The 26,623-nt window shown below is 64.7% G+C and carries 22 protein-coding genes; 11 read left to right on the forward strand and 11 right to left on the reverse strand.

What is annotated here, in order from left to right; all coding sequences use genetic code 11:
- Positions 1-49 precede the first annotated feature (49 nt).
- The 3 genes from cobA (at position 50) to AC4LFW_RS14430 (ending at position 3,429) form a co-directional block, all read left to right on the forward strand.
- Complete coding sequence (gene cobA / locus AC4LFW_RS14420; protein WP_491819769.1) at positions 50-895, forward strand: uroporphyrinogen-III C-methyltransferase; 846 nt, start codon at positions 50-52, stop codon at positions 893-895.
- Positions 886-2,379 carry a cytochrome D1 domain-containing protein gene (locus tag AC4LFW_RS14425; protein WP_491819770.1) on the forward strand — a complete coding sequence of 498 codons (1,494 nt, stop codon included), beginning with the start codon at positions 886-888 and terminating at the stop codon, positions 2,377-2,379. The genes cobA and AC4LFW_RS14425 overlap by 10 nt, the downstream gene beginning before the upstream one ends.
- 189 nt (positions 2,380-2,568) lie before the next feature.
- The gene (locus tag AC4LFW_RS14430; RefSeq protein WP_491819772.1) at positions 2,569-3,429 is read left to right on the forward strand and encodes a LysR family transcriptional regulator; all 861 of its coding nucleotides are present in this window, start codon (positions 2,569-2,571) and stop codon (positions 3,427-3,429) included.
- Positions 3,430-3,460: 31 nt separating this feature from the next.
- Here the strand turns inward: AC4LFW_RS14430 and AC4LFW_RS14435 are convergent, their stop codons facing one another.
- The 10 genes from AC4LFW_RS14435 to ptsP all read right to left on the reverse strand — a co-directional run bounded on the left by AC4LFW_RS14435 (position 3,461) and on the right by ptsP (position 19,676).
- Entirely contained in the window at positions 3,461-4,600 is a 1,140-nt protein-coding gene (locus AC4LFW_RS14435; RefSeq protein WP_491819774.1) for an HPP family protein, read from the reverse strand.
- A 108-nt stretch (positions 4,601-4,708) separates the two neighbouring features.
- Entirely contained in the window at positions 4,709-5,851 is a 1,143-nt protein-coding gene (locus AC4LFW_RS14440; protein ID WP_491819776.1) for an HPP family protein, read from the reverse strand.
- A gap of 517 nt (positions 5,852-6,368) precedes the next feature.
- Positions 6,369-7,112 carry an SDR family NAD(P)-dependent oxidoreductase gene (locus AC4LFW_RS14445; protein WP_491819778.1) on the reverse strand — a complete coding sequence of 248 codons (744 nt, stop codon included), beginning with the start codon at positions 7,110-7,112 and terminating at the stop codon, positions 6,369-6,371.
- 96 nt (positions 7,113-7,208) lie between these two features.
- Positions 7,209-8,399, reverse strand: coding sequence for an NnrS family protein (locus AC4LFW_RS14450; RefSeq protein ID WP_491819780.1), 1,191 nt, complete (start codon positions 8,397-8,399; stop codon positions 7,209-7,211).
- A 341-nt stretch (positions 8,400-8,740) separates the two neighbouring features.
- Entirely contained in the window at positions 8,741-11,077 is a 2,337-nt protein-coding gene (locus AC4LFW_RS14455; RefSeq protein ID WP_491819781.1) for an ExeM/NucH family extracellular endonuclease, read from the reverse strand.
- Between the two features lie 19 nt (positions 11,078-11,096).
- Positions 11,097-11,360, reverse strand: coding sequence for a hypothetical protein (locus AC4LFW_RS14460; protein WP_491819782.1), 264 nt, complete (start codon positions 11,358-11,360; stop codon positions 11,097-11,099).
- Between the two features lie 186 nt (positions 11,361-11,546).
- Complete coding sequence (locus AC4LFW_RS14465; RefSeq protein WP_491819783.1) at positions 11,547-13,949, reverse strand: membrane-bound PQQ-dependent dehydrogenase, glucose/quinate/shikimate family; 2,403 nt, start codon at positions 13,947-13,949, stop codon at positions 11,547-11,549.
- A gap of 134 nt (positions 13,950-14,083) precedes the next feature.
- Entirely contained in the window at positions 14,084-15,826 is a 1,743-nt protein-coding gene (locus tag AC4LFW_RS14470; protein ID WP_491819784.1) for a PTS fructose-like transporter subunit IIB, read from the reverse strand.
- A 32-nt stretch (positions 15,827-15,858) separates the two neighbouring features.
- The gene (gene pfkB / locus AC4LFW_RS14475) at positions 15,859-16,797 is read right to left on the reverse strand and encodes a 1-phosphofructokinase (RefSeq protein ID WP_491819785.1); all 939 of its coding nucleotides are present in this window, start codon (positions 16,795-16,797) and stop codon (positions 15,859-15,861) included.
- Positions 16,797-19,676 (reverse strand): phosphoenolpyruvate--protein phosphotransferase, encoded by a 2,880-nt coding sequence (ptsP, locus tag AC4LFW_RS14480; RefSeq protein WP_491819786.1) that lies wholly within the window; start codon positions 19,674-19,676, stop codon positions 16,797-16,799. The genes pfkB and ptsP overlap by 1 nt, the downstream gene beginning before the upstream one ends.
- Before the next feature lie 186 nt (positions 19,677-19,862).
- Between ptsP and cra the strand changes: the two genes are divergently transcribed.
- The 6 genes from cra to AC4LFW_RS14510 all read left to right on the forward strand — a co-directional run bounded on the left by cra (position 19,863) and on the right by AC4LFW_RS14510 (position 23,721).
- Positions 19,863-20,852 (forward strand): catabolite repressor/activator, encoded by a 990-nt coding sequence (gene cra, locus AC4LFW_RS14485; protein WP_491819787.1) that lies wholly within the window; start codon positions 19,863-19,865, stop codon positions 20,850-20,852.
- A gap of 69 nt (positions 20,853-20,921) precedes the next feature.
- Positions 20,922-21,227, forward strand: coding sequence for a nucleotide pyrophosphohydrolase (locus AC4LFW_RS14490; RefSeq protein ID WP_491819788.1), 306 nt, complete (start codon positions 20,922-20,924; stop codon positions 21,225-21,227).
- On the forward strand, positions 21,224-21,973 hold the full coding sequence (locus AC4LFW_RS14495; protein WP_491819790.1) for a methyltransferase domain-containing protein: 750 nt from the start codon (positions 21,224-21,226) through the stop codon (positions 21,971-21,973). Before AC4LFW_RS14490 ends, AC4LFW_RS14495 begins: the two co-directional genes overlap by 4 nt.
- 20 nt (positions 21,974-21,993) lie before the next feature.
- Positions 21,994-22,623 carry a DUF4136 domain-containing protein gene (locus AC4LFW_RS14500; protein ID WP_491819791.1) on the forward strand — a complete coding sequence of 210 codons (630 nt, stop codon included), beginning with the start codon at positions 21,994-21,996 and terminating at the stop codon, positions 22,621-22,623.
- Positions 22,624-22,650: 27 nt separating this feature from the next.
- The gene (locus tag AC4LFW_RS14505) at positions 22,651-23,211 is read left to right on the forward strand and encodes a DUF4136 domain-containing protein (protein ID WP_491819792.1); all 561 of its coding nucleotides are present in this window, start codon (positions 22,651-22,653) and stop codon (positions 23,209-23,211) included.
- Between the two features lie 60 nt (positions 23,212-23,271).
- On the forward strand, positions 23,272-23,721 hold the full coding sequence (locus tag AC4LFW_RS14510; RefSeq protein ID WP_491819793.1) for a DMT family transporter: 450 nt from the start codon (positions 23,272-23,274) through the stop codon (positions 23,719-23,721).
- A 1-nt stretch (position 23,722) separates the two neighbouring features.
- On the opposite strand, the gene AC4LFW_RS14515 is transcribed toward AC4LFW_RS14510, so the two are convergent.
- The gene (locus tag AC4LFW_RS14515) at positions 23,723-24,658 is read right to left on the reverse strand and encodes an SdiA-regulated domain-containing protein (RefSeq protein WP_491819794.1); all 936 of its coding nucleotides are present in this window, start codon (positions 24,656-24,658) and stop codon (positions 23,723-23,725) included.
- 213 nt (positions 24,659-24,871) lie between these two features.
- Between AC4LFW_RS14515 and AC4LFW_RS14520 the strand changes: the two genes are divergently transcribed.
- Positions 24,872-25,165 carry a hypothetical protein gene (locus AC4LFW_RS14520; protein WP_491819795.1) on the forward strand — a complete coding sequence of 98 codons (294 nt, stop codon included), beginning with the start codon at positions 24,872-24,874 and terminating at the stop codon, positions 25,163-25,165.
- Between the two features lie 62 nt (positions 25,166-25,227).
- Positions 25,228-26,610 (forward strand): MATE family efflux transporter, encoded by a 1,383-nt coding sequence (locus AC4LFW_RS14525; protein ID WP_491819796.1) that lies wholly within the window; start codon positions 25,228-25,230, stop codon positions 26,608-26,610.
- Positions 26,611-26,623 lie beyond the last annotated feature (13 nt).

Raw genomic sequence — 26,623 nt, forward strand, 5'->3', positions numbered from 1 at the left:
AAGGCCGCCCCGTACATACCGCCCGCCCGATGAGAGTTAAGGAGTTCCCATGGATCAGCCCAACACCCTTCCCGCTTCGCTCGGCGCCACGCTCGCCGCTGGCGAAGTTGCCCTGGTCGGCGCCGGTCCGGGCGACCCTGGATTGCTCACGCTGCGCGCCTGGAGCCTGCTGCAGCAGGCTGACGCGGTCGTCTACGATCGCCTGGTCAGTGACGGCCTGATGCAGCTGCTGCCCGCCAGCTGCGCGCGCCACTACGTGGGCAAGACCAGCGGTTATCACAGCCTGCCCCAGCCGCAGATCAACCAGCTGCTTGTCGATCTGGCCAGGCAGAATCTGCGCGTGGTGCGTCTCAAGGGCGGCGACCCCTTCATCTTTGGGCGCGGCGCCGAAGAACTCGAATATCTCCTGGCGCACGGCATCAATGGCCAGGTGGTGCCGGGCGTTACGGCCGCTGCCGGTTGCAGCGCCTACGCCGGAATTCCGCTGACCCACCGCGACCTGGCGCACTCTTGCCAGTTCATCACCGGCCACCTGCAGGAGGACGGCGCGCTGCAATTGCCCTGGCGCAGCATGGTCGAGGGCAAGCAGACGCTGGTGTTTTACATGGGCCTGGCCAGTCTCGGTGAAATCTCGCGCAACCTGATCGCCGCCGGCCTGCCTGTCGACACGCCAGCCGCGCTGATCGGTAGCGGTACCCGAGCCGATCAACAGGTGGTGCGCTGCACCCTGAAGCAGCTTCCCAGGATGGCTCAGGAGCATGAGCTTAAACCGCCAACCCTGACGGTGATCGGCCAGGTGGTGGGCCTTTTCGCCGGCAGGACGCTGGAGTTTCCGGCGCGACTGCATGCCAGTTTCAGCCATCAGCCAACCGAGGTGGAGGCCCTATGCGACTGATCCCCCTTGGCCTGCTGTTGCTAAGCAGCGCGCTCCAGGCTGCGCCCGAGGTCGTCTCCCTGGAACAGGCCGGCACGCTGTACGAGACGCATTGCCAGAGCTGCCACGGCGTCAACCGCCTCGGTGGCGCCGGCCCCGCCCTGCTGCCAGAAAGTCTCAGCCGACTCAAGCCGGACGAAGCCCGCGAGGTCATCCGCAACGGTCGTCCGGCCAGCCAGATGGCCGCATTCGGTGATCGTCTTTCCGACCCGCAGATCGACGGGCTGGTCAGCTACCTTTACCAGCCGGCCGCAACGCCGCCGACCTGGAGCGACGCCGATATCCGTGCCAGCCACCGCATCATCAACGACGTCGCCACGCTGCCGAGCACGCCACAGCACGGCGCCGATCCGCTCAACCTGTTCGTCGTGGTCGAGGCCGGCAACCATCACGTCCGTGTACTGGACGGTGATAAGTTCGAGGAGCTGGCCAACTTCCCTTCGCATTTCGCGCTGCATGGCGGACCGAAGTTCTCGCCGGACGGCCGCTTCGTCTATTTCGCTTCGCGCGATGGCTGGATCAGCGTCTACGACCTGCACAACCTGACCATGATCGCCGAGGTCCGCGCCGGGCTGAACACGCGCAACCTGGCGGTCAGCAACGACGGCCGCTGGGTGCTGGTGGGCAACTACCTGCCGGGCAACCTGGTGCTGCTCGACGCCCGCGACCTGTCGCTGGTCAAACACATCCCGGCAGTGGCTGCTGACGGTACCAAATCGCGGGTCAGCGCCGTCTACACCGCACCGCCGCGCGACAGCTTCGTAGTCGCCCTGAAGGATGTGAAGGAGGCCTGGGAGCTGTCCTACGCCGGGGAACCGGACTTCCAGCCACGACGCATCGAGGCCGCCGACTTCCTCGACGACTTCTCGTTCACACCGGACTACCGCTACCTGCTCGCCACCTCGCGCAAGGCACTTGGTGGGCAGGTTATCGATCTGGATAGCGGCAAGGCGGTCACCGACATCCCGCTGCCGGGCATGCCGCACCTGGGCTCGGGCATCTACTGGAAGCGCAACGGCAAGTGGGTGTTCGCCACGCCCAACGTGAGCAAGGGCCTGATCTCTGTGCTGGACCTGCAAAGCTGGAAGCTGATCAAGGAAATCCCCACCGAAGGGCCGGGCTTCTTTATGCGCAGCCATCTGAATGCCCCCTACGCCTGGACCGACGTGTTCTTCGGCCCCAAGAACGATGCCGTGCATCTGATCGACAAGCAGACCCTGGAGGTCGCCCATACGCTCCGGCCGATGCCAGGCAAGAACGCCGCCCACGTCGAGTTCACCAACGATGGCCGCTATGCCCTGCTGAGCGTCTGGGACACCGACGGCGCCCTGATCGTCTACGACGCCAAGACACTCGAGGAGATCAAGCGCATCCCGATGAACAAGCCCTCGGGCAAGTACAACGTGGGCAACAAGATCGAGTTTGCCGAAGGGACATCGCATTAACGAAATAGACGATAGAAGCGCTGGAGGCAGGAGGCAGGAGGCAGGAGGCAGGAGGCAGGAGGAATCGAGCGTCAGGCCGGCATCTGGCGCCAGTCGTCCAGCCTTACGCCTCCAGCGCCGTTGTCGGCTTTCATCGTTGATCCCAACCTGCTTTCATATCACTCCCGTTGATATGAGCCCCTCCTTCCCATGGACATCGATCTCGCCCGTACCTTCCTTGAGATCATTCGCAGCGGCAGCTTCATCGCCGCAGCCGAGCGCCTGCACATTACCCAGACAGCCGTCACCGCTCGGGTTCGCAGTCTCGAAGCGCAGCTTGGCTGCAGGCTCTTTATCCGCAACCGGGCCGGGGCGCGGCTGACGAGCGATGGTGAGCGCTTCGTTGCCTACGCCAACCAGCTGGTACAGACCTGGGAAGCGGCCCGGCGCGACCTGCCGCTGCCGAGCGGCTACGACAAGCTGCTCGCGCTCGGTGCGGAAGTCAGCCTTTGCAACCCGCTGATGCTTGCCTGGGTCAAGCAGCTGCGCCAGGCGCTACCCGACCACGCAGTGCGCAGCGAGGTCGCCAGCGACAGCGAGCTGCAGAACAGGCTCGACCTCGGCGTGCTCGATGCGGCACTGGTGCATCAACCTGAATACCGGGCAGGGCTTCAGGTCGAGCAGCTGCTTGAGGAAAAACTGATCCAGGTCGTACACAGCTATGAGCCCGACCCCTATCTGTACGTCGACTGGGGCCCGGCTTTTCGCAGCCAGCACGATCGCGCCCTGCCTGCACATATTCGCGCAGCGGTTTCGTTCAGTCTGGGACCATTGGCGCTGCAGTACCTGGTGCAACACGGCGGAAGGGGCTATTTCCGCACACGGGTGGTCCAGCGCTACCTGGACGAAGGTTTGCTCAAGCGCGTCGAGCAGGCGCCGGAGTTCAGCTATCCGGTGTATCTGGTCTACTCGCGGGCAGCCGAGTCGGCGCCCCTGCGGCGAGCCATACAACTGCTGCGTGACGTCGCGGATGAGGAATACGACTGGTCACGCTGGACCTATGAGATCTAGAGCCCCGGAAAAACCGAGCGACCCACCCGGCTCAATCCCTGAGCCGCTTCATCCAGTTCTGATACAACCCCGCTACCAGATCGCTCTGGGTGATCATGCCCACCAGGCGATGCTCCTGGTCCACGACCGGCAGACAGGACATGCGACGATCGGCCAGCAGATAGACCAGATCGGTGAGATGGGCGTCTTCATGCACCGAAACCACCGGGGCGCTCATGATGTGATCGACCCGCGCCTGGCGGTTGAAAGCCAGGCGCCGCAGATTGAGCCGTGACGGGTTGGGCTCCAGGTGCTGCAGCAGGTCGGTCAGCGTAACGATACCGGCCAGCTTGCCATCGGCCGGGTCGACGACCGCCAGCGAGTGCAGGCGATGCCGGCGTACGATCTCCCAGGCCTGACGGACCCGTGCCGCCGGTCCTGTGGTGTGCAGCTCGCGGCACATGATGTCAGCGGCGATCACGGCTCCCATGCTGCGGCGGATCGCATGGGTCTCGGTGCGCTTGATCAGTTCGACCAGATCATCGCGGGTGATGTCGACGATTTCCCCGAAGTCCTGCAACGCGCGGTCCACGTCATTACCGGTAAAGCTCATGTGCTCTTCACCCAGCGGCACGCTGCTGCTCTGTTCCACAACGGTTGCCGTACGCGGCTTCGGGTACGGGTGGCGGGTAAGGTTGTTGTAGACAAGGGCAGCGGCGATCAGCAGCAGCGAATTGAAGCCCACCGGCAGTAGCAGGCCATAGCCCAGCTCGCTGATGCCCGGCCCCCCGATGGCTGCCACCATCGCCAGCGCACAGCTGGGCGGATGCATGCAGCGCAGCAGGAACAGGCAGCCGATGGCCAGGCACACCGCCAGCACGGCTGCCGCAACAGTCGGCATGGCGCTGGCGCCCAGCGAAATACCGATGGTGGCAGCGATGAGGTTGCCGCCTAGCACCGACCACGGCTGGGCGAAGGGGCTGGACGAGGCGCTGAAGAGGATGACTGCCGAGGCGCCGGCTGGCGCCACGATGTGCAGTGTGACCGGGCCACCGAATAGCCAGAGACCGATCGAGACCATCGGCAAGACCACCAGACCCACGCCGATCACCGAACGCAACCACTCTTTCGGTCCTACGCTCAAAGGCGCCGGAAAGAAGGATCGCAGCCAGTCGGTAAAGTGCTCTTGCATGGGCTCGGCTTGAAGGTGGGGTATTGCTCTCAGGCAATGCCACTATGCCACAGGTTCAAAACCCCTTAACTCAGCAGCAGCCAGGCCACGCGGTGCAACCGCACGCCTTCAGTCGGGCAGATGCTTCAGCCAGTTCCGGTAGAGCGCCGCGATCAGATCGGTCTGGGTGATCATGCCCACCAGGCGATGCTGGCCATCAACCACCGGCAGGCAATGCAGGCCACGATCGGAAAGCAGGTAGACCATGTCGACCATGTGCGTGTCCTGGTTAACGCTGATGACCGGAGAGCTCATGATGGCCTCCAGGCGAACAGCCCGGGCCTGTTTCAGCTGACGCAACCCTAGGCGACGTGTCGGGCTGGAACGCAGATGTTTGAGCAGATCGACCAGCGTGACGATGCCCAGCAGCTCCCGGCTTTCGGCCTGAACCAAAGGCAGCGAATGCAGCCGATGGCGACGCAAGGTGTTCCAGGCCGCCTCGGTGGTGGCCTCCGGAGTGCCCCAGTAAAGGTCGCGGGACATGATATCGGCCGCCGTGACCTCGCCCATGCTGCGGCGCAAGGCGTGCTTTTCGGTCTGCTTGATCAGTTGAGCCAGGTCGTCCCGGCTCACGTCCACATACTCGCCAAAGTCGGCCAGCGCCCTGGCTACATCGTCTTCACTGAAGCTCATGCGTTCGCTCGGAAGCGCATCGAAGGTGTGGTGGCTGTTGCCCCGGGCCGCACGCGGCTTCGGATAGGCATGCCGGGTGAGGTTGTTGTAGATCAGTGCCACCGCCACCAGCAGTGCCGAATTGAACGCCACCGGGTAAAGCATCGCAAAACCCAGCGCATGGATCTCCGGGCTGCCAACCACTGCGACCAGCGCCAGCGCTGCACCCGGTGGATGCAGGCAGCGCGCACAAAGCAGGCAGATGATGACCAACGCACCGGCTATACCCGCCGCCATCATCGGCGCCAGCCCGCTGGCGCCAAGCGCCACGCCGATCAGCGTCGCCAGCAGGTTCCCCGCAAACACTGCCCAGGGCTGCGCGAACGGACTCGACGGCGCAGCAAAGACCAGTACGGCGGAAGCTGCGGCCGGCGCGGCCAGAGGTAACGTGAGCGATGCTCCAAAGGCCCAGGCGCAGGCCGGCAACACCACCAGCATCGCCAGGGCGACGCCAAACGCCACGCGCAACCACTCGACGGGTTGCGCCACCAGCGGCGCGGGCGCAAAGGATCGGCACCAGTCGAACAGGCGTTGCTGCATAGGTCTCGCTTGTATGAATTGGGTTTCGAACGCTGGCGGGCGCAATCAGCATCCGGCGCGACGCGTTCATCGAGGAAGACCAGTGCTTCAAATAGACGCACCGGGCAAACGAGCGCACATTCTCGGTGCACTCAAGGCGCTATGCCAATGAATAGTATTGTTGCTCTAGTGCAAAAATTTTGCTGGCAACAACGAAAGGGTTAGCCTGCGCATGCAGGCAAACCCACCACAGCCCCAACCTGTGGATGCGTCAGGCTGGCAAGGTTGTTTCACCAGAGACAGGCCGCGCCTGCTCGTGTGCGCGAAGCAGCGCCGCTACGATGCGCATCACCTCGAGGTTGGCTCTTCCATTTCACCCGGATGGGCAGGCCTGTCTTCCAGCACCTCACGGCAGAACGCCTCAAGGGCCTGCTACCGTGTCAATGCACCGCCGAATGCACGTTCGCGCACCCGATCACGCTCCGGTTGCAGCAGCCGGGCCGCCCTTTTCCATCCGAAGAGCATGGTTCCTCACCGGTCAGTTGAGGGTGTAGCCGTTATCGACCACCCAGTCCTGGCCGAACACGCCGCGGGCGCCCTGGGACAGCTGGAACAGGATGACGTTGGCGACGGCCGCCGATTCGAGGAAATGCCCGGGCAGGAGGCGCTTGCTGACCTGCTCGGCGACCTGATCGAGCTGCTCGTCCGCCAGCCCGAGGCTGCCCCAGATCGATGTAGCTGTCGGACCTGGAGAGACGACGTTGATACGCACATCCAAGGGCGCCAGCTCCACCGCCAGGGTCCGTGACTGCGCCACAAGCGCGGCCTTGCTGGCGATGTAAGCCGCGAGGCCGGGAAAGGTCGTGCGGGTCAGGAAGGTGCCGACAAACACCACGGAGGCCGGCTTGGCCAGTTCACCGCGCAACGCGCCCAGGGTATTGAGCGCGCCGGCGCCATTGACCGCCCACTGCCGGTCGAAGCACGCCATGTCGAGGCTGTCACCCAGTTCGGCGATGCCCGCATTCGGCACCAGATAATCCACCGGACCGAGGGCTGCCGCGCGGCGGCACAGCGCATGCAGGTCATCAGCCGAGGTGACATCGCCGGCGAGCCACTGCAGGTTGTCCCCATAGGTTTCCATCAGCGGACCGAGGCCGCCCAGCGTGCGCGACATCGCCAGCACTCTCGCGCCACGCTGCAGCAGCGCGGAGCACAGTGCCAGACCTATACCGGAGCTGGCGCCGGTGAGCACCGCCAGACGGTCCTTGAATTCGTTCTTCATCATCATCTCCGATGCCGGCATTTGCCGAGCCGCAGGCTGCCCGTCCCGGTAGACAGGCAGGTTGGAAAAGTTGGATAGCCGATGCCGCGCCAGCGATCAGCCGGGGTGGCCGTCAACACGAGGGCTGAGCAGCATCGGCGCATAGCGCCAGACATAGAGCATGAAGGCCAGGCTCCAGCAGAGAGCAGCGAGCCACAGCCCTTCGACCGGCCACCGGACCGAGAGGAAAACCCGTGCCGCAGCGCCCAGGTTGAACAGCACGAACGACCAGACAATGCCCGCCGGCAGCTGCAGCGGGCGGCCGGTATGACCCAGGGTGACGCGAGCGATCATGGCCAGGATCAGTCCGCTCATCCCGCCCACCGACAAGGCGTGCAACGACGGGCTGGAGCTGTTCAACAGTCCGAAATTCCACAACGCCAGACCGATGGCCGCGACCACCAGCCAGAGCATGGCCAGGTGCAGCGACCAGAGCAGCGGCACGCGCCAGATGCCCGCGTCGTACCAGCGCACCAGTCGCAGCAGATGTCCTGCAGCGATGGCCAGGAACAACAGGCCCAGCAGCGGGTTTGCCAGCAGCGCGACGCCGGTGGCGTAGAGCACGGCGATCAGCCCGGTGCCGACGAGCAATGCAACATCCAGCCAGACCCAGGGCTTGACCGCCTCGGTACGGCCCAGGCCGCGCTGGGTAAAGAACGGAATCACCCGCCCGCCAATCAGCGCTATCAGGGCCGCCACCAGCCATAGACCGGCCAGCGCGCCCTGGCGCTGCAGACCATCATCAGCCAGCGCGACGCCACACAACACCAGCACATCGGCGGCGGTCATCAAACCCAGCACGGCAATCACCGGGTAATTGCGCTTCTGCCGGACCACCCAGAGCATGCGCCCCATCAACCAGGCCACGCCAAGCATGAACAGCAGATCGGCAACCACCAGCAAACCGAATGGCACTCCCAGCAACCAGCCCAGTCGCGCCAGGAGCCAGACACCTGCCAGCGCCGCCAGCTTGTTGCCTGAAACGCCGGGCTGCCCGGTCCAGGTCTGCCCGGCTGTAAGCAGGAAGCCAGCCACGATGGCCATGGCGAAGCCGAACAGCATTTCGTGACGATGCCAGGCGAGCCAGCCCCCGGTGGGGTGGAAACCTGACCACAGGCCGGTCCAGGCTGCTATCCAGAGTGGAATCGCCAGCATCGCAAAGATGCTTCCGGCGAGAAAAAACGGGCGAAACGCGAGCCGCCAGATGGGCGGGATACTGAGGGCTTTTCGCCGATCGATGACTTGCACAAGGCCTCCTGACACGTCCACTTGCACAGCCGGCGAAACGGGTGCCGCCGGCTGAAGAACCAGGCTCCCCAGAATCAGGAAGCCAGGGTTACTTTCTACAGTGTTAGTGGCCTGCGTAGACTTGATGCCAATCAGCTTTTCAGGGAGAGAGAGCGGTTTACGATCGCCGGTCGCGCACCGGGCTGCGAGTGATATCAGGCAAGGCGCAGCTCACCAGAGGATAGCCAGGTATGCGCCCTGTACCTGTCCAGGGCGGTATCGCGGAAAGGAGATGGAAGCCGTCCCTGGCCTGCGGCCACTCGCGGACGACGTTCCATCACATTTGGTCCGAGTGGTCGGACTCAGCGGCGCAGATCGATACCGATCACCAGCGGATCATGGTCAGACGCGCGGTAGGGCCCGGCACCGTATAGCTGCGACTGCTGGCGAGGCGTCTTGAACTCGAGGTTGTAGTCCAGCACACGCGGCTCGTCAGCATTGATATGCCATTCGGTGGCGCCCTTCACCTGCGACGCCAGGCTGGCACTGGCAAGCCCGTGGTCGAGGTAGCCCGATTGACCAGAGAACACGTAGGAATAGGCGTCTTCCCCAACGAAGGTTGCCAGCAGATCGGTGTAGCCCGCCGCGCGGATCACATTGATCGGGTCCTCCTTCGCATAGGCGTTGAGGTCGCCGATGATCAGGCGGTCCGGGTCGTAGGACTGGGTCGGATCGCGGCCCAGCCAGTCGACCAGTGCCTGGGCGGCGCGGACGCGTGTCAGGTTGCAGTTGCCCTGCCCGTCACCCATGTCCTTGTCGCCGCGATCATCACAGCTCGAACCCTTGGACTTGAGGTGATTGACCGCTACGGTCAGCCGTTCGCCGGTGCGGCGCTCGCGGAACGTCTGCGCCAGCGCCGGGCGGTTGCGGGTGTCGTCGAAACGGGCGTCCACGGTGGCGTCCAGCACCGCTGCGTCCTTGTGCGGGCTGACCATGTCCTGGCGATAGATCAGCCCGACGGCGATTTCATCCGTACCGAGCCGGCTGCGGCGCGGATCGATGAAGGCATAGCGGTCCCGGCTCGGTGAAGCGGCGTTGAGCCCTGCCACCAGGTCAGCGATGGCGCTGTTCTCACCGTAGCCGTCGTTCTCGATTTCCATCAGCCCGATGATGTGCGCGTCCGCGCCAAGGATCGCCGCGATGATCTTGTCCCGCTGGCGGTTGAATTCCTCGACGGTATCCGCGCCACGCGAGGTGGGGAAGCCCGCTCCACGGCCGTCACCGTTGAAGTAGTTGAGCACGTTGAAACTCGCCACACGCAGTCGCCCGTCGATGGACTCGGGTGCGGTTGGTCTCGGGTTCCTGGGAACGAACTGCGGCGTCTGTGTCGGCTGCACGCGATAGCTGCCGGCCAGGTAATGCAACACGCCCTGCACCTGGTTGACCTCGTAGCCGACTCGCAAGGTACGGTAGGCGTCAAGCTCCGGTGATGGATAGCGGATCGGATCGGGATTCTGCCCGCTGCGGCCGTCGTCGAGGACGATCCGGTTGAGATCGTTTCGTACCTGCAGCTGCCGGGCCGGTTCGCCGGGCGACACCCTGTTGGTCGGAATCCACAGGCGGCCACCGGAGGACAACACCATCTCGCCATAACGGCCAAGGTCGTAGACCTCACTGACGGTAAGCGTCTGGGCGAAACGCACCTGCATGCCCTCGTAACGCTCGAGCGCATCGGGTGCCGACATCGGCAGGCTGATCTGCACCGTACTTGGTAGCGGTTGCGCACGGGCAATCACAGTGATCTGGGGCGCCGTCAGTTCGGTGAGGCCGTTGTACTCGGCAATCATGCCGCGCACTTCAACGCGGTCGCCTACCTGCACGTCGACACCATTGCCGGTGCCGTAGACGAACAGGCCTTCGGAGGTGAGCGGGTCGTTATCGGTCTCGCTGTCCGGCGCCTGGATAAAGAAGCCGCCCAGCTCGCTCTCGCCCTGGAAATCGGCCACCACGATGCCTTCCACCGTGACCCTCTGGTTCACCAGCGGGCTGGTGTCGCCGGAGCCCTGCACTTCGGCAATCGAGCGTCGGCCTGCATCGTCTCCACCTGGTTCGCCTTCGCCGTACTGGCCGAGGTGGGCGAAGGTATTGGCGGCATAGCCCTGCCACTCGCTGGCCGGATCGAAGGCGTCGCTGGGATTGCGATCACCGATGCGGACCGACGCCCTTCGGGTCAGCGTGCGGTCCGCCGTCTGCGTCTGCCCCGAACCCCAGGCGCTGCCCGGATCGACACCGAGCTGGCCGATGCTGTCGAGGATCTCACCGGACGGCCCGCGCAGGACGATGGCATCGTCGCCGTTGTACCAGCTGCCGCTGCCGCGCTGGTTCGCCGCGGCTTGCAGCGCGGGCTCGCCACTCTCGTGTGCCAGGACATGCACAGCGCCCGGCGCAACCTCACCGGCCAGGCTGATGCTCCGGCCGCTACTGGTCGAGCCATTGAAGTAGAAGTCCACGCGATAGCCGTCGAGGGAAATCGCAGTCTCGCCAGGGTTGTAGAACTCCAGCGCCTTGTTATTGCCGCTGCCCTCCACATACTCGGAGATCAGCAGGTCGGCGGTGGCCATGGAGCTCACCCCCAGGGATGCGATGGCCAGCAGGGCGGCGGACAGGGGGTGCGGCTTGAATCGGGCGTTGCGGCGCATGGGATGTCGCTCCGTTGGCTCAGGCGTGCTGGGGTTCGAGGTTTTTGGAAAAGACCGAAGCGCCATCGATGTCGCGAAGGGTGATGCTGCGAGGATTCCAGATCACCGCACGGTCGGCCAGCATGTCGCCAGACTGGACGCCATCGGTGATCCAGGGACGCGCGGTGGGCGCCGCGATAACCGCAGGCGAAACGCCGAATGCTGGCAGCGCAAGGCCAGCGCCGATGCCTTGCACAAGGCGGCGGCGTGTATGGTCCAGTTCGGGTTTGGTGGGTTCGGTCATGTGCGGTCCCCTTCATCAGTGGCTGAAGAAGGGTTTAAGCGACACGCTTGACAGAACCGTGACGCCCGGACGAACGGTCGTCAAAGAACCGTCCTGATTGAGCCGATCCTGTAGATCCCGGCTCCTGACAGGGCATGAGAGGCGTCGCTGGGCGACGCCTTTTTCAGCTGATCGGCCTTGCCGCTATCACTCGTCCTTGAGAGTCCAGGCGATCACCGAGTCACCGATTTCCGTCCCGAACGACCCATGGCCGCCTGCCACCTGTACCACGTACTGCTTGCCTGTCTGCTCAGATACGTAGGTCATTGGGGTGGCCTGACCACCGGCAGGCAGCCGTCCTTTCCACAGCTCCTCTCCGGTCTGCAGGTCATAGGCGCGCAGGTAGTAGTCCAGTGTGCCGCTCATGAACGCCACGCCACCCGCCGTTACGATGGGGCCGCCCAGCGCCGGCGTACCCACCGGGAAGGGAATGCCCAGCGGAGCACTGTCGCGGCTGGTGCCGTTCTTGTGCATCCAGACCTTTTTCATGGTGCGCAGGTCCACGGCGGTGACATAGCCCCACGGCGGGCTCTGGCAAGGCAGCCCCAGGACCGACAGCAGGGGATTGAGACTCACCATGTAGGGCGCGCCCAGGTTCGGTTGCAGGCCGGTTTCGCCACCGCCGGTGCGCTCCTCGGGATCGACTTCGCTACGCTTGTACATCTTCGAGACGAACGCCAGATAGTTCGGCGCGCCAAAGAGCAACTGCCGACTCGGATCGACCGCCACGGACGGCCAGTTGAAGGTCCCGACATTACCCGGATAGATCAGCGAGCCCTTTTCCGAAGGCGGCGTGAAGTCGCCTTCATAGCGCAACTGGCGGAACTGGATGCGGCACATCATCTGGTCCAGCGGCGTACCGCCCCACATGTCCTTCTCGTACAGCGGCTCCTGCGGTGCATAGGTCAACGCCGAGACCGGCTGGGTGGGCGCGGTGTAATCACCGTAATCGGTGCCCTGCGGAACAGGCACCTCGGTCACCGGCACGATGGGCTCGCCGGTGCGCCGGTCGAGCACATAGAGGTCACCGCGCTTGGTCGCCTGGATGATGGCCGGCACCTTGCCCTCCGGCCGGTCGAGGTCGACCAGGGTTGGCTGGGAAGGCAGATCGCGGTCCCAGAGATCATGGTGGACAGTCTGGAATTCCCAGCGAATCTTGCCGGTAGCCAGATCCAGCGCAATCAGGGTATCCGTGAATCGCTCGGATTGCGGCGTGCGCGGCTCCGCCCACTGATCCGGCGTCTGGTTGCCTGAAGGGATGTAGACCAGGCCCAGCGCCTCGTCAGCCGTGGCAACGGTCCAGGAATTCGGCGTGCTGCGCACGTAGGTTTCTCCCGGTGGCAACGGCTCGGTGGCGTCCGGGTTGCCCGGATCGAAATTCCAGACCAGGCGGCCGGTCTTCACGTCGTAGGCGCGGATTACGCCACCGGGCGAATCGACAGCACCGTTATCGGTGATCGAACCGCCGATAATCACCAGCTTTTCGGTAACCACCGGCGGTGAGGTGGGCAGGTAGACTCCTAGCGCCCCCTCACCCAGACGCAGCTTCAGATCGACGACACCGGCGTTGCCGAAGTCTTCGCAGGGCTTGCCGTCTTCCACATCGAGCGCGATCAGCGTGGCATCGTTGGTGGGCAGGAACAGGCGCCGCTCGCAACGCGTCGCGGGTTGGTCCGGCTGGCCGCCCGTCGAGCCCGGTGAGGAATAGCGGGTACCGTCGTGATAGGCCAGACCGCGGCAGGTCATGTGCTGGTAGTACTCGGCATCGCGGTTGATGCTCGGGTCGAAGCGCCAGCGCTCCTCGCCCGTATCGGCGTCCAGGGCAATGGCGATGCTGTGAGGCGTGCAGATGAACAGGCTGTTGCCGACCTTGAGCGGGGTGACCTCATAGGTGAATTCCCCTGGATCCTTCGGCCCCGGCAGATCACCCGTGTGGTATTCCCAGGCTTTGGTGAGATTGCCGACGTTTTCAGGCGTGATCAGATCCGCCGTCGAATAGCGATCCCCCTTCTCGGATCCGCCGTAGGAAGGCCACTCGCTGTTAGATCGACCGGCCTGCCCCTGCGGATCGAGTCCCTGCATCTGCGCGTCGCTGAACTCACCCTCGATAGAGTGATAGTCCTGGGTCAGCGAATAGCCTGCCATCAGCGCCCCGGCCAGCAGACCGAGCCCGAGCAGGCCGCTCGCACCGTCACGCCAGACCAGCCGGTCGCTCACGTAACGGTTGACGAAAGGCAGGATCAGCCAGAGCCCGAGGATGCACCACAGATCGATTCGCGGCGCCAGCTGCCACCAGTCGAAGCGCACCTCGTAGAACGTCCAGACCAGTGTTGCCAACAGCAGAATCGCGTACAGCCAGATCGCCGCGCGGCGCCGGGCAAACAGCAGCCCACCCACCACTAACAGACCGATACCGGCCAGCAGGTAGTACCAGGAGCCGCCGAGTACCGCCAGGTACCCACCGCCGGCCGCCATCACCACGCCCAGCACCAGCACCACCACGGCGGTCAGCGTGATACGCAAGGGCCTCGGCCCGTATTCGATACTCATCTCCAGTCTCCAGCCGATTCGTTACGCAAACTCGAAGTCAAAAAACAAAAGCTGGCGAAACTTCCTGACACAAAGTCTCGACCAGCCTTTAGTGGATAGGGTTTGGAAGGCTTTAGTTCAGCCCTTCGACCGCTTCATGAGGCAACTGCCCCAACGGTTAGCGGCTGGGCCTCGGGACGCTTGATCACCGCATAGATCACCCCGGTAACCAGGCTGCCGGCCAGTATCGCCAGCAGATAGAGCAAGGCGTGGTTGATCGCGTTGGGGATCAGCAGCACGAACAATCCACCGTGAGGCGCCAGGAGTCTCGCGCCGAAGGCCATGGACAGCGCGCCTGTCAGCGCGCCACCGGCGATGCTGGCCGGGATCACCCGCAGTGGGTCCTTGGCCGCGAAAGGAATCGCACCTTCGGAGATAAAGCAGCATCCCAGCACCAGCGCAGCCTTGCCAGCCTCGCGCTCGGTCTGGGCAAACTTGCGCCGGGCGATCAGCGTGGCGATACCCATGCCGATCGGCGGCACCATGCCGGCTGCCATGGTCGCGGCCATCGGCGCATAGCTTTGCGAGGCGAGCAGCCCCACCGAGAAGGCGTAGGCTGCCTTGTTCACCGGCCCGCCGAGGTCCACGCACATCATGGTGCCCAGCAGCAGCCCGAGCAGGATGGCGTTGGAGGTGCCCATGGTGTCGAGGAATTCGGTAAGACCGGCGAGCATCTTCGCGACCGGCGTGCCGACCACGTAGATCATCACGAGGCCCGTCACCAGGCTTGCCAGCAGCGGGATGATCAGGATCGGCTTGAGCGATTCGATACTGGCCGGCAAGGGAATCCAACGGCTCACCGCCTTGGCTGCATAGCCGGCCACGAAACCGGCGATGATGCCGCCGATAAAGCCCGCACCCAGGGTGCCCGCCAGCAAGCCGCCAATCATCCCCGGAGCAAGGCCCGGACGGTCGGCGATGGAATAGGCGATGTAACCCGCGAGCAGAGGCACCATCAGCTGGAAGGCCGTCTCGCCGCCAATCTTCATCAGCGCCGCGGCCAGGGTGCCCTCCTCCTTGAAGGCCTCGATGCCAAACACGAAGGACAGCGCGATCAGCAAGCCACCGGCCACCACCATCGGCAGCATATAGGACACGCCGGTAAGCAGGTGCTTGTAGACCCCGGTCTTCTCACCCTTCTGCTCCCCGGCTCCAGTACTGGCCGCAGCGCCACCGCTGAGCACCGCGCCTTCCGCCAGCGCGCGATCCAGGGTGGCGTCGGGTTGTTTAAGGGCCACACCGGTGCCGCAGCGGAACACCCGCTTGCCGGTGAAGCGAGCCACATCCACCTCGATGTCCGCGGCCAGCAGGACCACATCGGCCTCTTCGATGGCCTGTGCTTCGAGCACGTTGCGCGCACCCACCGAACCGCGGGTTTCCACCTGCAGGTCGTAACCCTTGCGGATGGCGGCCTGCTGCAGGGCTTCGGCCGCCATGAAAGTGTGGGCGACACCCGTCGGGCAGGCGGTGATGGCTACTAGCCTGGGCTTGCCGCTGTCAGGGGTGGTCTCGGCGCCATCTACCTGCTGCAGTTCTGTTGCCGTATCGGCGGCGCTGCGCAGGAAGCCTTCCGGATCGAGCAGGGCTTCGGATGGCGTGGACTGGGCGACGCGCTTGCCGACGAAGCGTTGCAGCGGGAGCGGCCCGGTCTTCACCACAACGACCAGGTCGGCGTTGGCGATCTGTGCCGGCGTGAGCGGCGAGCCGATGGCCTTGGGGTCGTGGACTTCCACGGCGGTCGACCAGCCCAGACGCTGGGCGGCCGCTTCAAGCAGGCGTGACGTAAGCACGCTGGTGACCATTCCGTTGGGGCAGGCCGTGACGATGAGAAGATTCATTCCTTCACCTCTTATTGGAATTGGACGGCGTGTTATTGGCAGAGCGGCTGGAGCCGGACCCCGGCCTCCAGCTCTGCAAGTCCATCCGTGTCGGTGATACCAAAGCCAACCTGACCTACCGCCTGCGCGGCGATTGCGGTGGCGTGCGTGAGGGTGCGCTCGGCTGGCCAGCCTTCCAGCAAGCCGTGCAGCATGCCGGCCAGCAGCGAGTCGCCTGCGCCAACGGTGCTGACAACCCGAACCTTCGGCGGACAGGCCTGCAGTGCAGCATCCGGGGCAAACCAGCACACACCTTCAGCTCCTTGCGAAACCACCACATGCGAGACGCCCTCGCTCTGCAGCCGCACGGCTTCGCCAGCCAGCGCCTGTGCATCGGCGAGCTCGACCCCGCGGGCCTCGGCCAGCTCCTCCTCGTTGGGCTTGATCAGCCACGGCCGGGTCGCCAGCCCGTCACGCAATGCGGCGCCGCTGGTATCAAGCGCCACCCGCACGCCCAGCCCGTTAAGCATCTGTAGCAGCTCGACGAACCACTCGCTGTCGACGCCGCGCGGCAGGCTACCGGCCACGACGACCAGCTCATGAGCCGGTGCCAGCCGCCTGATGCGCTCCAGCAGTTCACTGCGTTGCGCCTGTACGACCTCAAGCCCAGGGCCATTGATATCCGTAACCTGACCGCTGCCTTCGGCCAACTTGATATTGCTGCGGGTTTCACCGGCGACGCGGACGAACTCGTCGGCGAAACCACGCGCCGCGAACAACTGCTCGAAGGCCTGCGCATTGCTCTCGCCGAGAAAGCCGGTCACGGTCAGCTGATGACCGAGGTCGGCCAAGACCTGCGCCACATTCAGGCCCTTGCCGGCGGCATGCACCTGCAGGCTGTCGCTGCGATTGACTTCACCCAGGCGCAGCGCCGGCAGCCTCACGGTGAGGTCGAGGGCCGGGTTGAGTGTGACCGTCAGCACGCGGGCCATCAGCAATGCTCCCCGACGAAGGCACGCACTTCATGGGCGCCGGGCAATCTCAAGGCTTGCTGAGCCAGCCTCTGGCAGGCGGTGAAATCCAGCTCGCGCACCCGCGCCTTGACCAGCGCGATGCTGCGGGCCGATACGCTGAGTTCATCCACGCCCAACCCCACCAGCATCGGCACCGCCAGCGCATCGGCGGCCAGCTCGCCGCAGACGCCCACCCACTTGCCATGGGCATGGGCCGCCTCGACGGTCATGCCGATCAGCCGCAACACGGCTGGGTGCAGCCCATCGGCCTGACCGGAAAGCGTTGGATGCCCGCGGTCGATGGCCAGGGTGTACTGGGTCAGATCGTTGGTGCCGATGCTGAAGAAATCGACTTCCTGCGCCAGCACCGGTGCGATCAGCGCGGCGGACGGGATCTCGATCATGATGCCGACCTGCAGGTCGGCCACCGGCAACTCCACGCGCAAACGATCGACCATGGCCTTGGCGGTACGCCACTCGTCAATGTTGCCGACCATGGGGAACATGATGCGCAACGGGCGGCCATCGGCCGAGGCGAGCAAGGCACGCAGCTGGGTTTCGAGGATGTCCGGGCGCTGCAGGCTCAGGCGAATGCCGCGCACGCCGAGGAAGGGGTTCTCTTCGGCCGGCATCGGCCAGTACGGCAGCGGCTTGTCGCCGCCGACATCGAGCGTGCGCACCACCAGGGGCCGGCCTTCGAGGGCTTCCAGTACACGGCGGTATTCGGCTTCCTGGGTCGCCTGGTCCGGCGCCTGGGAGTGGTTCATGAACACCAGCTCGGTGCGGAGCAAGCCGATCCCTTCGGCCCCCATGGCGACGGCTTCCGGGGTTTCGCCGGCCGCGCCGATGTTGGCTGCGATCTCCACCGGATGGCCGTCACGGGTAATTGCCGGCTCCATGCGTCGCTCGTCCGCCAGGCGCTTGCGCTCCTCACGGGCCGCGCGCTCGCGGCGGGCCTGTTCCAACTGTGCATCGGTTGGGGCGACCAGCAGTTCGCCGCGCTCCCCATCGAGCAGCAACAGCATGTTTGCAGCCAGCCCGAGCACACCTGGACCTGCACCGACGATGGCCGGAATGCCCAATGCCCGGGCGATGATGGCGCTGTGCGACGTGGCGCCACCACCGGCGGTGAGGATGCCGGCGACGCGCTGGGCGTTGAGCGTGGCAACGTCCGAAGGCGCCACTTCATCCATCACCAGAATGTAGGGTTCGTCCGGTGCCTGCTCGGCTTCGACGCCGGTCAGGCAGGCCAGCACACGACGGCCCACGTCACGCAGGTCGGCGGCGCGCTCGGCCAGCAATTTGTCGCGCAGCGCTTCCTGCTGCTGCGCTGCGCTTTCGATTTCTTCCATCCACGCCGCTTCGGCGCTCAAACCTTTCTGCAGGCGCAGCTGCACTTCCTCGCGAAGCGCCGGGTCCCGGAGCATGGCCTGGTGAGTGGTGAAGATGTCGCGGATGCTGGTGACCTGGCTTGCCTCGATCAGCGTGCCGATTTCGTCGTGCACCCGGTTCAGCGCCTCATCCAGGCGTTGCAGCTCGATCGCTGGCGACTCGCCCCGCTTGGGATAGTCGATCACCTGCGGCTTGCGCACCAGCACCGGGCCGATGGCGATGCCCGGCGAAGCAGCGATGCCGTTTACCTGATCGCCTGGGCGCAGGGCGGCTTGCTCGATGGCCGAGTCATCGGGTTGCGTCGCGATGACGGGTTGCACCGTCTCCCCAGCTGCCGGCAAGGGTTCGACCTCTTCGCCCAGCCCCTCTTCCACAGCGCCCACCAGCGCCGGCAGTGCATCGTCGGCAATGGAAGGCTCGGCGATGAACTCCAGCACCTGACCACGATGCGCGCCCATCGCCAGCAACTTGCTCAAGCTCTTGACCGACACCCCGGCGCTCTCGCTGCCAGCCAGGCGCACACGGATCTCGCCATCGAAGGCTTGCGCCACTTCGGTCAGCGCCTTGGCCGGGCGTGCATGCAATCCATGGGCATTGGCCAGCGGTACCTGGGCGCTTGGCCAGTCTGCCGGCACCTCGCCGCCCAGGGCTTCGAGCACCACACGGCTGGAGGTGGCCTGGCTCAGCTCCGCGCCGCGACCCTCGATCAGCAGGTTGCACAGCCGCTCGAGCATCGCCTGATGCGCTTCGCCCAGGCTGGCCAGCACGAACAGACCGTTCAATGGCTGGCCCAGATGTTCGAGGCTCGATGCCGGAGTGACGAACGCCAGCCCCGGGCTCTGCACCGACTGCTCGCTGCTCAGCCACCACAGGCCATCGCCCAACGGCAACGCCTGGCCAAGCGGCAGGCTGGCATTGAAGCCGGGGGCCACGCATTGCGCACGCTTGAGCAGCTTGACGCCCTGCCAGGCCAGCTCGTCGAAATCATCGGCGGCCACACTCAGCCCCACCAGCTCGCCATCCAGCGCCAGCGACTGGGGCGCGCCCTGCAACAGGTCGATGATCGCCTCGGGTGACTCGGCCTTCTGCAGCGCATCGCTCAGATCGCCCTCGCCCAGCGCTCGGGTCAGCAGTTGCAGTAGCCGCAGGTGCTCATCCGAACGCGCCGCGATGCCGATGGCGAGGTACACCTGCTGGCCATTGCCCCAATCGACGCCGTCCGGAAAATGCAGCAGCCGCACGCCGGTGGTGAATACCTGATCGCGTGTTTCCGGGGTGCCGTGGGGGATCGCAATGCCCTGCCCGAGATAGGTCGACCCCTGCGCCTCACGGGCGCGCAAGCCGTCGAGGTAACCGGGCGCCACCAGCCCGTCGGCAACCAGCACCTCGCCCAGCAGAGCCAGCGCGGCAGGCTTGTCGGCCGCCACCTGATGCATGTGGATGTGCTGTGCATTCAACTCAAGCATGGAGAACTCCTTGCGGGCTCGCGATTGTTGTTATGCCGGCTATGGCACCGACATGCCCGGCTCCTGGGCTGGCGGTATGACCGAATCGTTGCTGAAACGTTTCACCCAAGGCTGGCACATTACTCAATATTGGGTAATTCTAGAAGCCCGAGTTCATACCACCCGTCCCTGGGCCAGGATTAGCCGTTGAAACTGACCGACATCGCCCGCCTCGCCAACGTCTCGGTGACCACTGCCAGCTACGTGCTCAACGGCAAGGCCGCGCAGCGTCGGATCAGCCCGGCTACGGTCGAGCGGGTCATGGCGGTGGCCGAGCAGCAGGGTTTCCAGCTCGACCAGCAGGCGGCCGGCCTGCGCCGTGGCCAGTCACGCACCCTCGGCCTGATCGTTCCGGACCTGGAAAACCCCAGCTATGCACGCCTGGCCAAGCTCCTCGAGCAGCGTGCCCGGCAGCGCGGCTATCAACTGTTGATTGCAGGCTCCGACGACGAGCCCGATACCGAGCGCCAGGTCATTCAGGTGCTGCGTTCACGCCGCTGCGACGCGCTGATCGTCGCCAGCTGTCTGCCGACTGATGACGAGAGCTATCGCAGGATCCAGGCAGGCGGGACACCGGTAATCGCGCTCGACCGAGCGCTGGATGCAGGGCATTTCTGTTCGGTGATCAGTGATGACCGCGAAGCTGCGGCGCAACTGACCCGCTCGCTGGACATTCCCGCCGATGCGCATATCGCCCTGATCAGTGCGCGACCGGCCCTGCGTATCAGCCAAGAGCGCGAGGAAGGCTTCCACCAGGCCCTCCTGGACCACAGCGGCAAGGTCAGCGTGCTGCAGGCCGAACAGTTCAGCCGCACCTGCGGCCGAGAGCAGATGCTCGCCCTGCTCGATCGCGATCGGCTGCCCGACGCGCTGATCACGACCGCCTATGTACTGCTCGAAGGGGTGTTCGACGCCTTGCGCGAACGCGACCTGCTGTGGCCCGAGGCCTTGCGACTGGCCACCTTCGGCGATGCGCAACTGCTGGATTTCCTGCCGATCAGGGTCAATGCGATATGCCAGCAGCACGCGCAGATCGCCGAGCAGGCGCTGGAGCAGGCGATTCGGGCCATCGAGCAGAACGACTACCGCCCAGGCGTCATCGCTATCGAGCGTGAGCTGAAGGTGCGCCGCTTCTGACGCTCCCCTTGCGGGCACGGGCGCGCTGGCGGAAGCTTGCGCCTTTCAACGAGCCAGCCCCTTCTTCAGATGAATATCGAACAGATCACCAGCCGCCTGCACGCCATCCGTGACAGGAACGACTGGCAGCGCTTTCACAGCCCCAAGAACCTTGCCATGGCGGCCAGCGTGGAAATGGCCGAGCTAGTGGAGATTTTCCAGTGGCAGACCGAGGACGAGTCGCGCCAGCTGCCCGCCGACAAGCTCGAGCATGCCGGTCAGGAAGTCGGCGATATCCTCATGTACCTGTTGTTGCTGTGCAGCGAGCTGGGCATCGACATGGAACAGGCGCTGCTGGCCAAGCTGGCCGACAACGAACGGCGGTTCGTCCGATGAGCGATCGCCATTTCGACGAGCTGGCGACGCGCTTCGCCGAGAAGATCTATGGCGGCGCCAAAGGCGCGATCCGTCTCGCCGTGCTGCAGGCGGATCTCACCGAGATGCTGCCAGCGCGCCCGTTACGGGTGCTGGACATAGGCGCAGGCCTCGGCCACATGAGCCTCTGGCTGGCCCAGCAGGGCCATGAGGTGACACTGGCTGAACCCGCCGAGCCGATGCTCGATGGTGCTCGCAAGCAGTTTGGCGAGGCAGGCCAGACCGCTACGTTCATTCAGGCACCCTGGCAGGACGTGGAAAGCCACGTCGAAGGCTGTTTCGATCTGGTCATTTGTCATGCGGTGCTGGAATGGCTGGCCGAACCGCAGGCGATCCTGCCGGTCCTGCACCGCCTGGTCGCCGAAGACGGCTGGCTGTCGCTGGCCTTCTACAACCGCGATGCGCTGATCTATCGCAACCTGCTCAAGGGCCATTTCAAGAAGCTGCGCACCCAGACTTATGCCGGCGAGCGTCAGAGCCTGACCCCGCAACAGCCGCTCGACCCCCGTGAACTGGCGGCGCAACTCGCACCGCACTGGCAGGTCGAATCTACCAGTGGCGTGCGCGTATTCCATGACTACATGCCCGCCGATTTCCAGGCCCGCACCGAGCCCGCCGACCTGATCGAGATGGAATTGGCCTACCGCCGCCATCCGACATTCGCCGGCCTTGGGCGTTACCTGCACTGGTTGTGTCGGCCCCGCTAAGCGCCGACCGGGAGGTACCGATGTCGATCCGCCCTGCGTTGCCCCTGCTGTACTCGCTGCTTGGATTGAGCCTCGCGGCGTGCCAGGGCAGCAACCCGTACACCAACGACTCCGCGCCGATCCCGCCGGCACCGCCCATCGAGCAAATCCAGTCGCCAACCTACCCGGCCGCGCCGCAGGATTTTTCCAGCTATAGGAGCTGGAGCTGGCGCAACCCTCCCGCCGGGACGGCTTCGCTGGGGGCCGAGGAGCTGCAGCAAATGATCTCCGGCGCGCTGGACCAACGCGGCTTGCGACCTGCACCAACCGGCGCCAAGGGGGACGTGATGCTCAGCGCCAGCGCGCAGATGGAGACCCGCGTGCGGCAGGTCTACGATGACTACGGTCCTCGCGTGGGCGTCGGTGCCGGTCGCTATGGCGGCTACGGCCCGGGGTTCAACTCCGGTTATGGCTTCGGCGGCAGCGCCCCGGTGGTACGCAACTATGAGGAAGAGGTGGTCACGGTCCGCATCGAGATGATCGACAGTGCCTCAGGCCAGACCGTCTGGAGCAATCGCGCCGAAGCCCGCAGCGGCGATGGTCAGGCCGAACGCAAGGACGCTGCGCGCGAAGCCGTGAACCGTGCGCTCGCCGATTACCCGCCGCGCTGAACAGCGCCCTTCGCAAGGAGAACCCCCATGTTCCGGTCACTGCTGATGCTTCCCCTGCTGTTGCTGTTGGCCGCCTGCCAGAGCACCCAGGTGCAACAGGATTTCGACCCTCAACGCGACTTTTCCGCCTATCGCACCTGGAGCTGGAAGGAGCCGGCCCTGCAATACCGGCCGGACGATCCGCGCATCAAGAGCGACCTGACCGAACAGCGCATCCGCAGCGCCGTCTCTGAGCAGCTGGATCTGCGCGGATTGCGCCAGGCCCGATCAGCCACGTCTGCGGACGTGCTGGTACAGGCATGGTTCCTTGTGGATGAACGCAGCCAGCAATACACCACCGCGTCGATGAGCGCCTGGGGTGGGCCCTGGCGCGGCTACTGGGGCGGCCCGATGATCGCCGACACCCGCACCATTCACTATCAGGTCGGCACCTTGCAGCTGGACTTCTACGACGCAGCCGACGGCAAGCTTGTCTGGCGCGGCAGTGCCGAACAGGTCCTGCGCGACGATCCCGGCAGCCCGCAAGAGCGCACCGGGATGTTTCGCGAAACGGTGAACAAGGTGCTTTCGCAGTATCCGCCGCGCTAGCATGCCGGCCGACCCGGCCCGCCACGTCGGCGGGCTTCTTTTTTCCCGGAGGAAATCTTCATGCTCGTCGTAGCCTGGTGGCTTCTCGTTCTGCCCTTTGTCGCCGGAGCTTTTCTGCCCCTCCAGGCTGGCATCAACGGGCAGGTCGCCAAGCACCTTGGCAGTGTGATGAGCGCAGCGATGCTGTCGTTCGCGGTGGGCACCGTGGCGCTGGTTTGTGTTGTGCTGTTCCAGCGGGACATGCCAGCTTTGCAAGCGCTGCGGGGGCTGCAGTGGTACCACTGGTGCGCCGGATTGCTGGGGATGTTCTTCATCGCCACGGCCGCCTTCGCCGGCCCGCGCATCGGTGCATTGCTGTTTATGGCCCTCGTGCTCGCCGGGCAGCTGGGCATGGCGCTGCTGCTGGACCACTTTGGCTGGGCAGGCTTTCGCCAGTCATCCATCAGCCTCGGCAAGATTGCCGGGCTGCTACTGATATTCGGTGGGGTGTGGATGATCCGTCGCGGCTAAGTTACTCACGTTCGAAGGCGTAGAACAGGTTAGGCTCGCTGACCAGATACAGATTGCCGAACGCATCGAAGGTCATGCCTTCGGCCTGCGGGACGCTGCTCTTCAACCCGGCAAAGCCGCTCCACAATGAACGAAAACTGACCAGTTCCCCTTCGCCATCCAGCTCGAGCATCATCTTCGCTTCGTCGCTAAGCAGCACGAGATGGCCGGTGCGTCCGTCGAAGTGCACCGAAGCGAGGTCGCTCGCCATGTCCTTGTCCTCGATCCAGGCTTCGCGGTCGATGACACTGAGATTCATCTGTCCGTTTAGGCTGGCCTTGAGACCGCGAATTTCGTAGAGCTTGCGCGGCGAATGCTCCTTCACCACGAACAGCCTGTCGCCGGCGCGATCGTAGCCGAGCCCTTCGAAACCGGTATTGTCCGGCGCGTCCAGCGCGAGAGTGACCGACGCAAACTCGTCTCGTTGCAGCGCGCCCGGTGCGGTAGGCACCGGCAGGATCACGATCGACTGACTGCGCTCTTCAGCGACGGCCAGCAGATCGTCACCGAGGTAGGTGACGGCCTCGACATCAGTGAAACCCTTCAGCGGATAACGCGCCATGAAGCGTCCGTCCGCGTCCAGCGCGACCAGTTCCTCGGGATTGTTCACCACCGCCCAGAGGTGATTGCGCTGCTCATCGAAGGTCAGCCCGGACAGATTGTTGGCCACGGACGCCACCGGCTGCGCTTCGACACGCACCTGATACCCTGGAAGCAAGAGGCTGCGCGCCTGTCGGCTGTCCTGATGCCAGGCAGATTGCAGCGAATAGAACACTCGCTCATCGAGATGAACGGTGGATCCGAGATACAGCAACACGGCAGCCAGCATACCCAGCGCCCAGACCTGCGGGCGGACCACGGAAAGCCATCGCGGCCAGGTGGGGTTGGAGCTGGGCATGTCATTTTTCTCGGTATGGGTTGGCTGACAGACTGCTCGGAACGGATTGCATTTGCATGACGCCGCGCATGGCAACTCCGCTCAGCCTCGTACTGACCCGCCGCAAAGACGACGGTTCAATCGCCAGACCGGGAACTGCCAGACGGTTTAACAGCCCAATGCCCCGGGGAACGGCTGCGCTTGCAGCCTCGGATCGTACGGCAGGAGTGCAACATGCGGGTGGAAAGTTTCTTCGAATGGTTGGGCCAGGCGCTCGGCACGGTAATCCGCTACATCGTCGATGCGCTGAGCGGCTTCTTCGGCCTGTTCGCCGATGCCGGTGCCAACTTTCTCGAGGGCCTGTCGCGAACCCTCGGCATGGATCGTTCGCTCATCAGCCTGATTGCCCTAGCTATCGGCCTGATGCTGTTGGTAGGAGCCTTCCGCGCCTTCTTTCGGCGCTCGATCATTGCCGGTGTGATCTATCTGTTTCTTGGCCTATGGCTGTTGAGCTGGCTGATTCATTGAGGGCTTGAAGCTGCGAGATTGTGGCTCGAGGCGTATGATGCCCGGCTGTTCTGGAGCCCTACATGTCACGGCTGTTGACCGCCTGGCGGCACGCCCCCACCCATAGACGGGTCTGGGCGCTGGCTGCGCCAATGATTCTTTCCAACCTTTCCGTGCCTCTGGTGGCGCTGGTGGACAGCGCCGTCATCGGCCATCTGCCGCACGCCCATCAGTTGGCTTCGGTGGCCGTCGGCGGCAGCCTCTACACCTTGCTGGTCTGGGTGATGGGGTTTCTGCGCATGGGCACCACCGGCTTCGCAGCACAGGCGGCCGGCCGACAGGATGGCGGTGGCTTACGCCAGGTTCTGCTCCAGGGGTTGCTGCTGGCCATCGGCTTCGCCTTGCTACTGAGCCTGGTCGCGCTGCCGCTCAAAGGCTACGCACTGCTGTTGATGCAGCCCTCGGCAGAACTGGACCGCCTCACCGAGACCTACTTCCACACGCGTCTGTTCGGCCTGCCCGCCGCGCTGGCCAGCCTGGCGCTGATCGGCTGGTTTCTGGGCACCCAGAACGCCCGCGCGCCGCTGGCGATCCTGCTGACGACGAACCTCACCAACGTAGCGCTGGACCTTTGGTTCGTAATCGGCCTGGACTGGGGCGTGGCCGGCGCGGCGCGTGCCTCGGTGATTGCCGACTGGAGCGGAGTGCTGGTGGGCCTGACACTGACCCGTAGTGCCCTGCTGCGCTATCCCGGCCGGCTGGACAGCCAGGCATTGAGCCGCTGGGCCAGCTGGCGACCGCTGATGTCGGTCAACCGCGACATCTTTCTGCGTTCACTGGCGCTACAGCTGGTGTTCTTTCTGGTCACGGTACAGGGGACACGGCTGGGCGATGCCACGGTGGCGGCCAATGCGCTACTGCTTAACGGCCTGATGTTGACCGCGCATGCCCTCGACGGCCTCGCCCATGCGGTCGAGGCGCTCAGCGGCCACGCTATTGGCGCGCAGAGCCGCACCGAGCTGCGCCGGATCCTGACCGTATCCGGCGGATGGTCATTGCTGGCGAGCCTGGCGTTCGGGCTGTTTTTCCTGTTCGGCGGTGAGCTGTTCATCAACTTGCAGACCGACATTCCTTCGGTGCGCGACACCGCGACCCTGTACTTGCCCTATCTCGCCGCGCTGCCGCTGGTCGCGGTCTGGAGCTATCTGCTCGACGGTCTGTTCATCGGCGCCACCCGCGCGCGGGAAATGCGAAACGCCATGCTGCTCGCGGTGCTGATGTCGCTACCATTGGGCTGGCTGTTGCGTGGGATGGGCAACCATGGATTGTGGCTGGCCTTTCTCGCCTTCATGCTGCTGCGGGGCATCTGTCTGGGCAGCATCGCCCGTCGCCTGCAGCGGCGACAGCAATGGTTCACCCAGAGCCACGGCACGCCCGCCGAAGCAACCATGCGCAGCAACCGCTGACCTGAGGATCCTG

It is taken from the genome of Stutzerimonas sp. C6.4V (assembly GCF_058536345.1).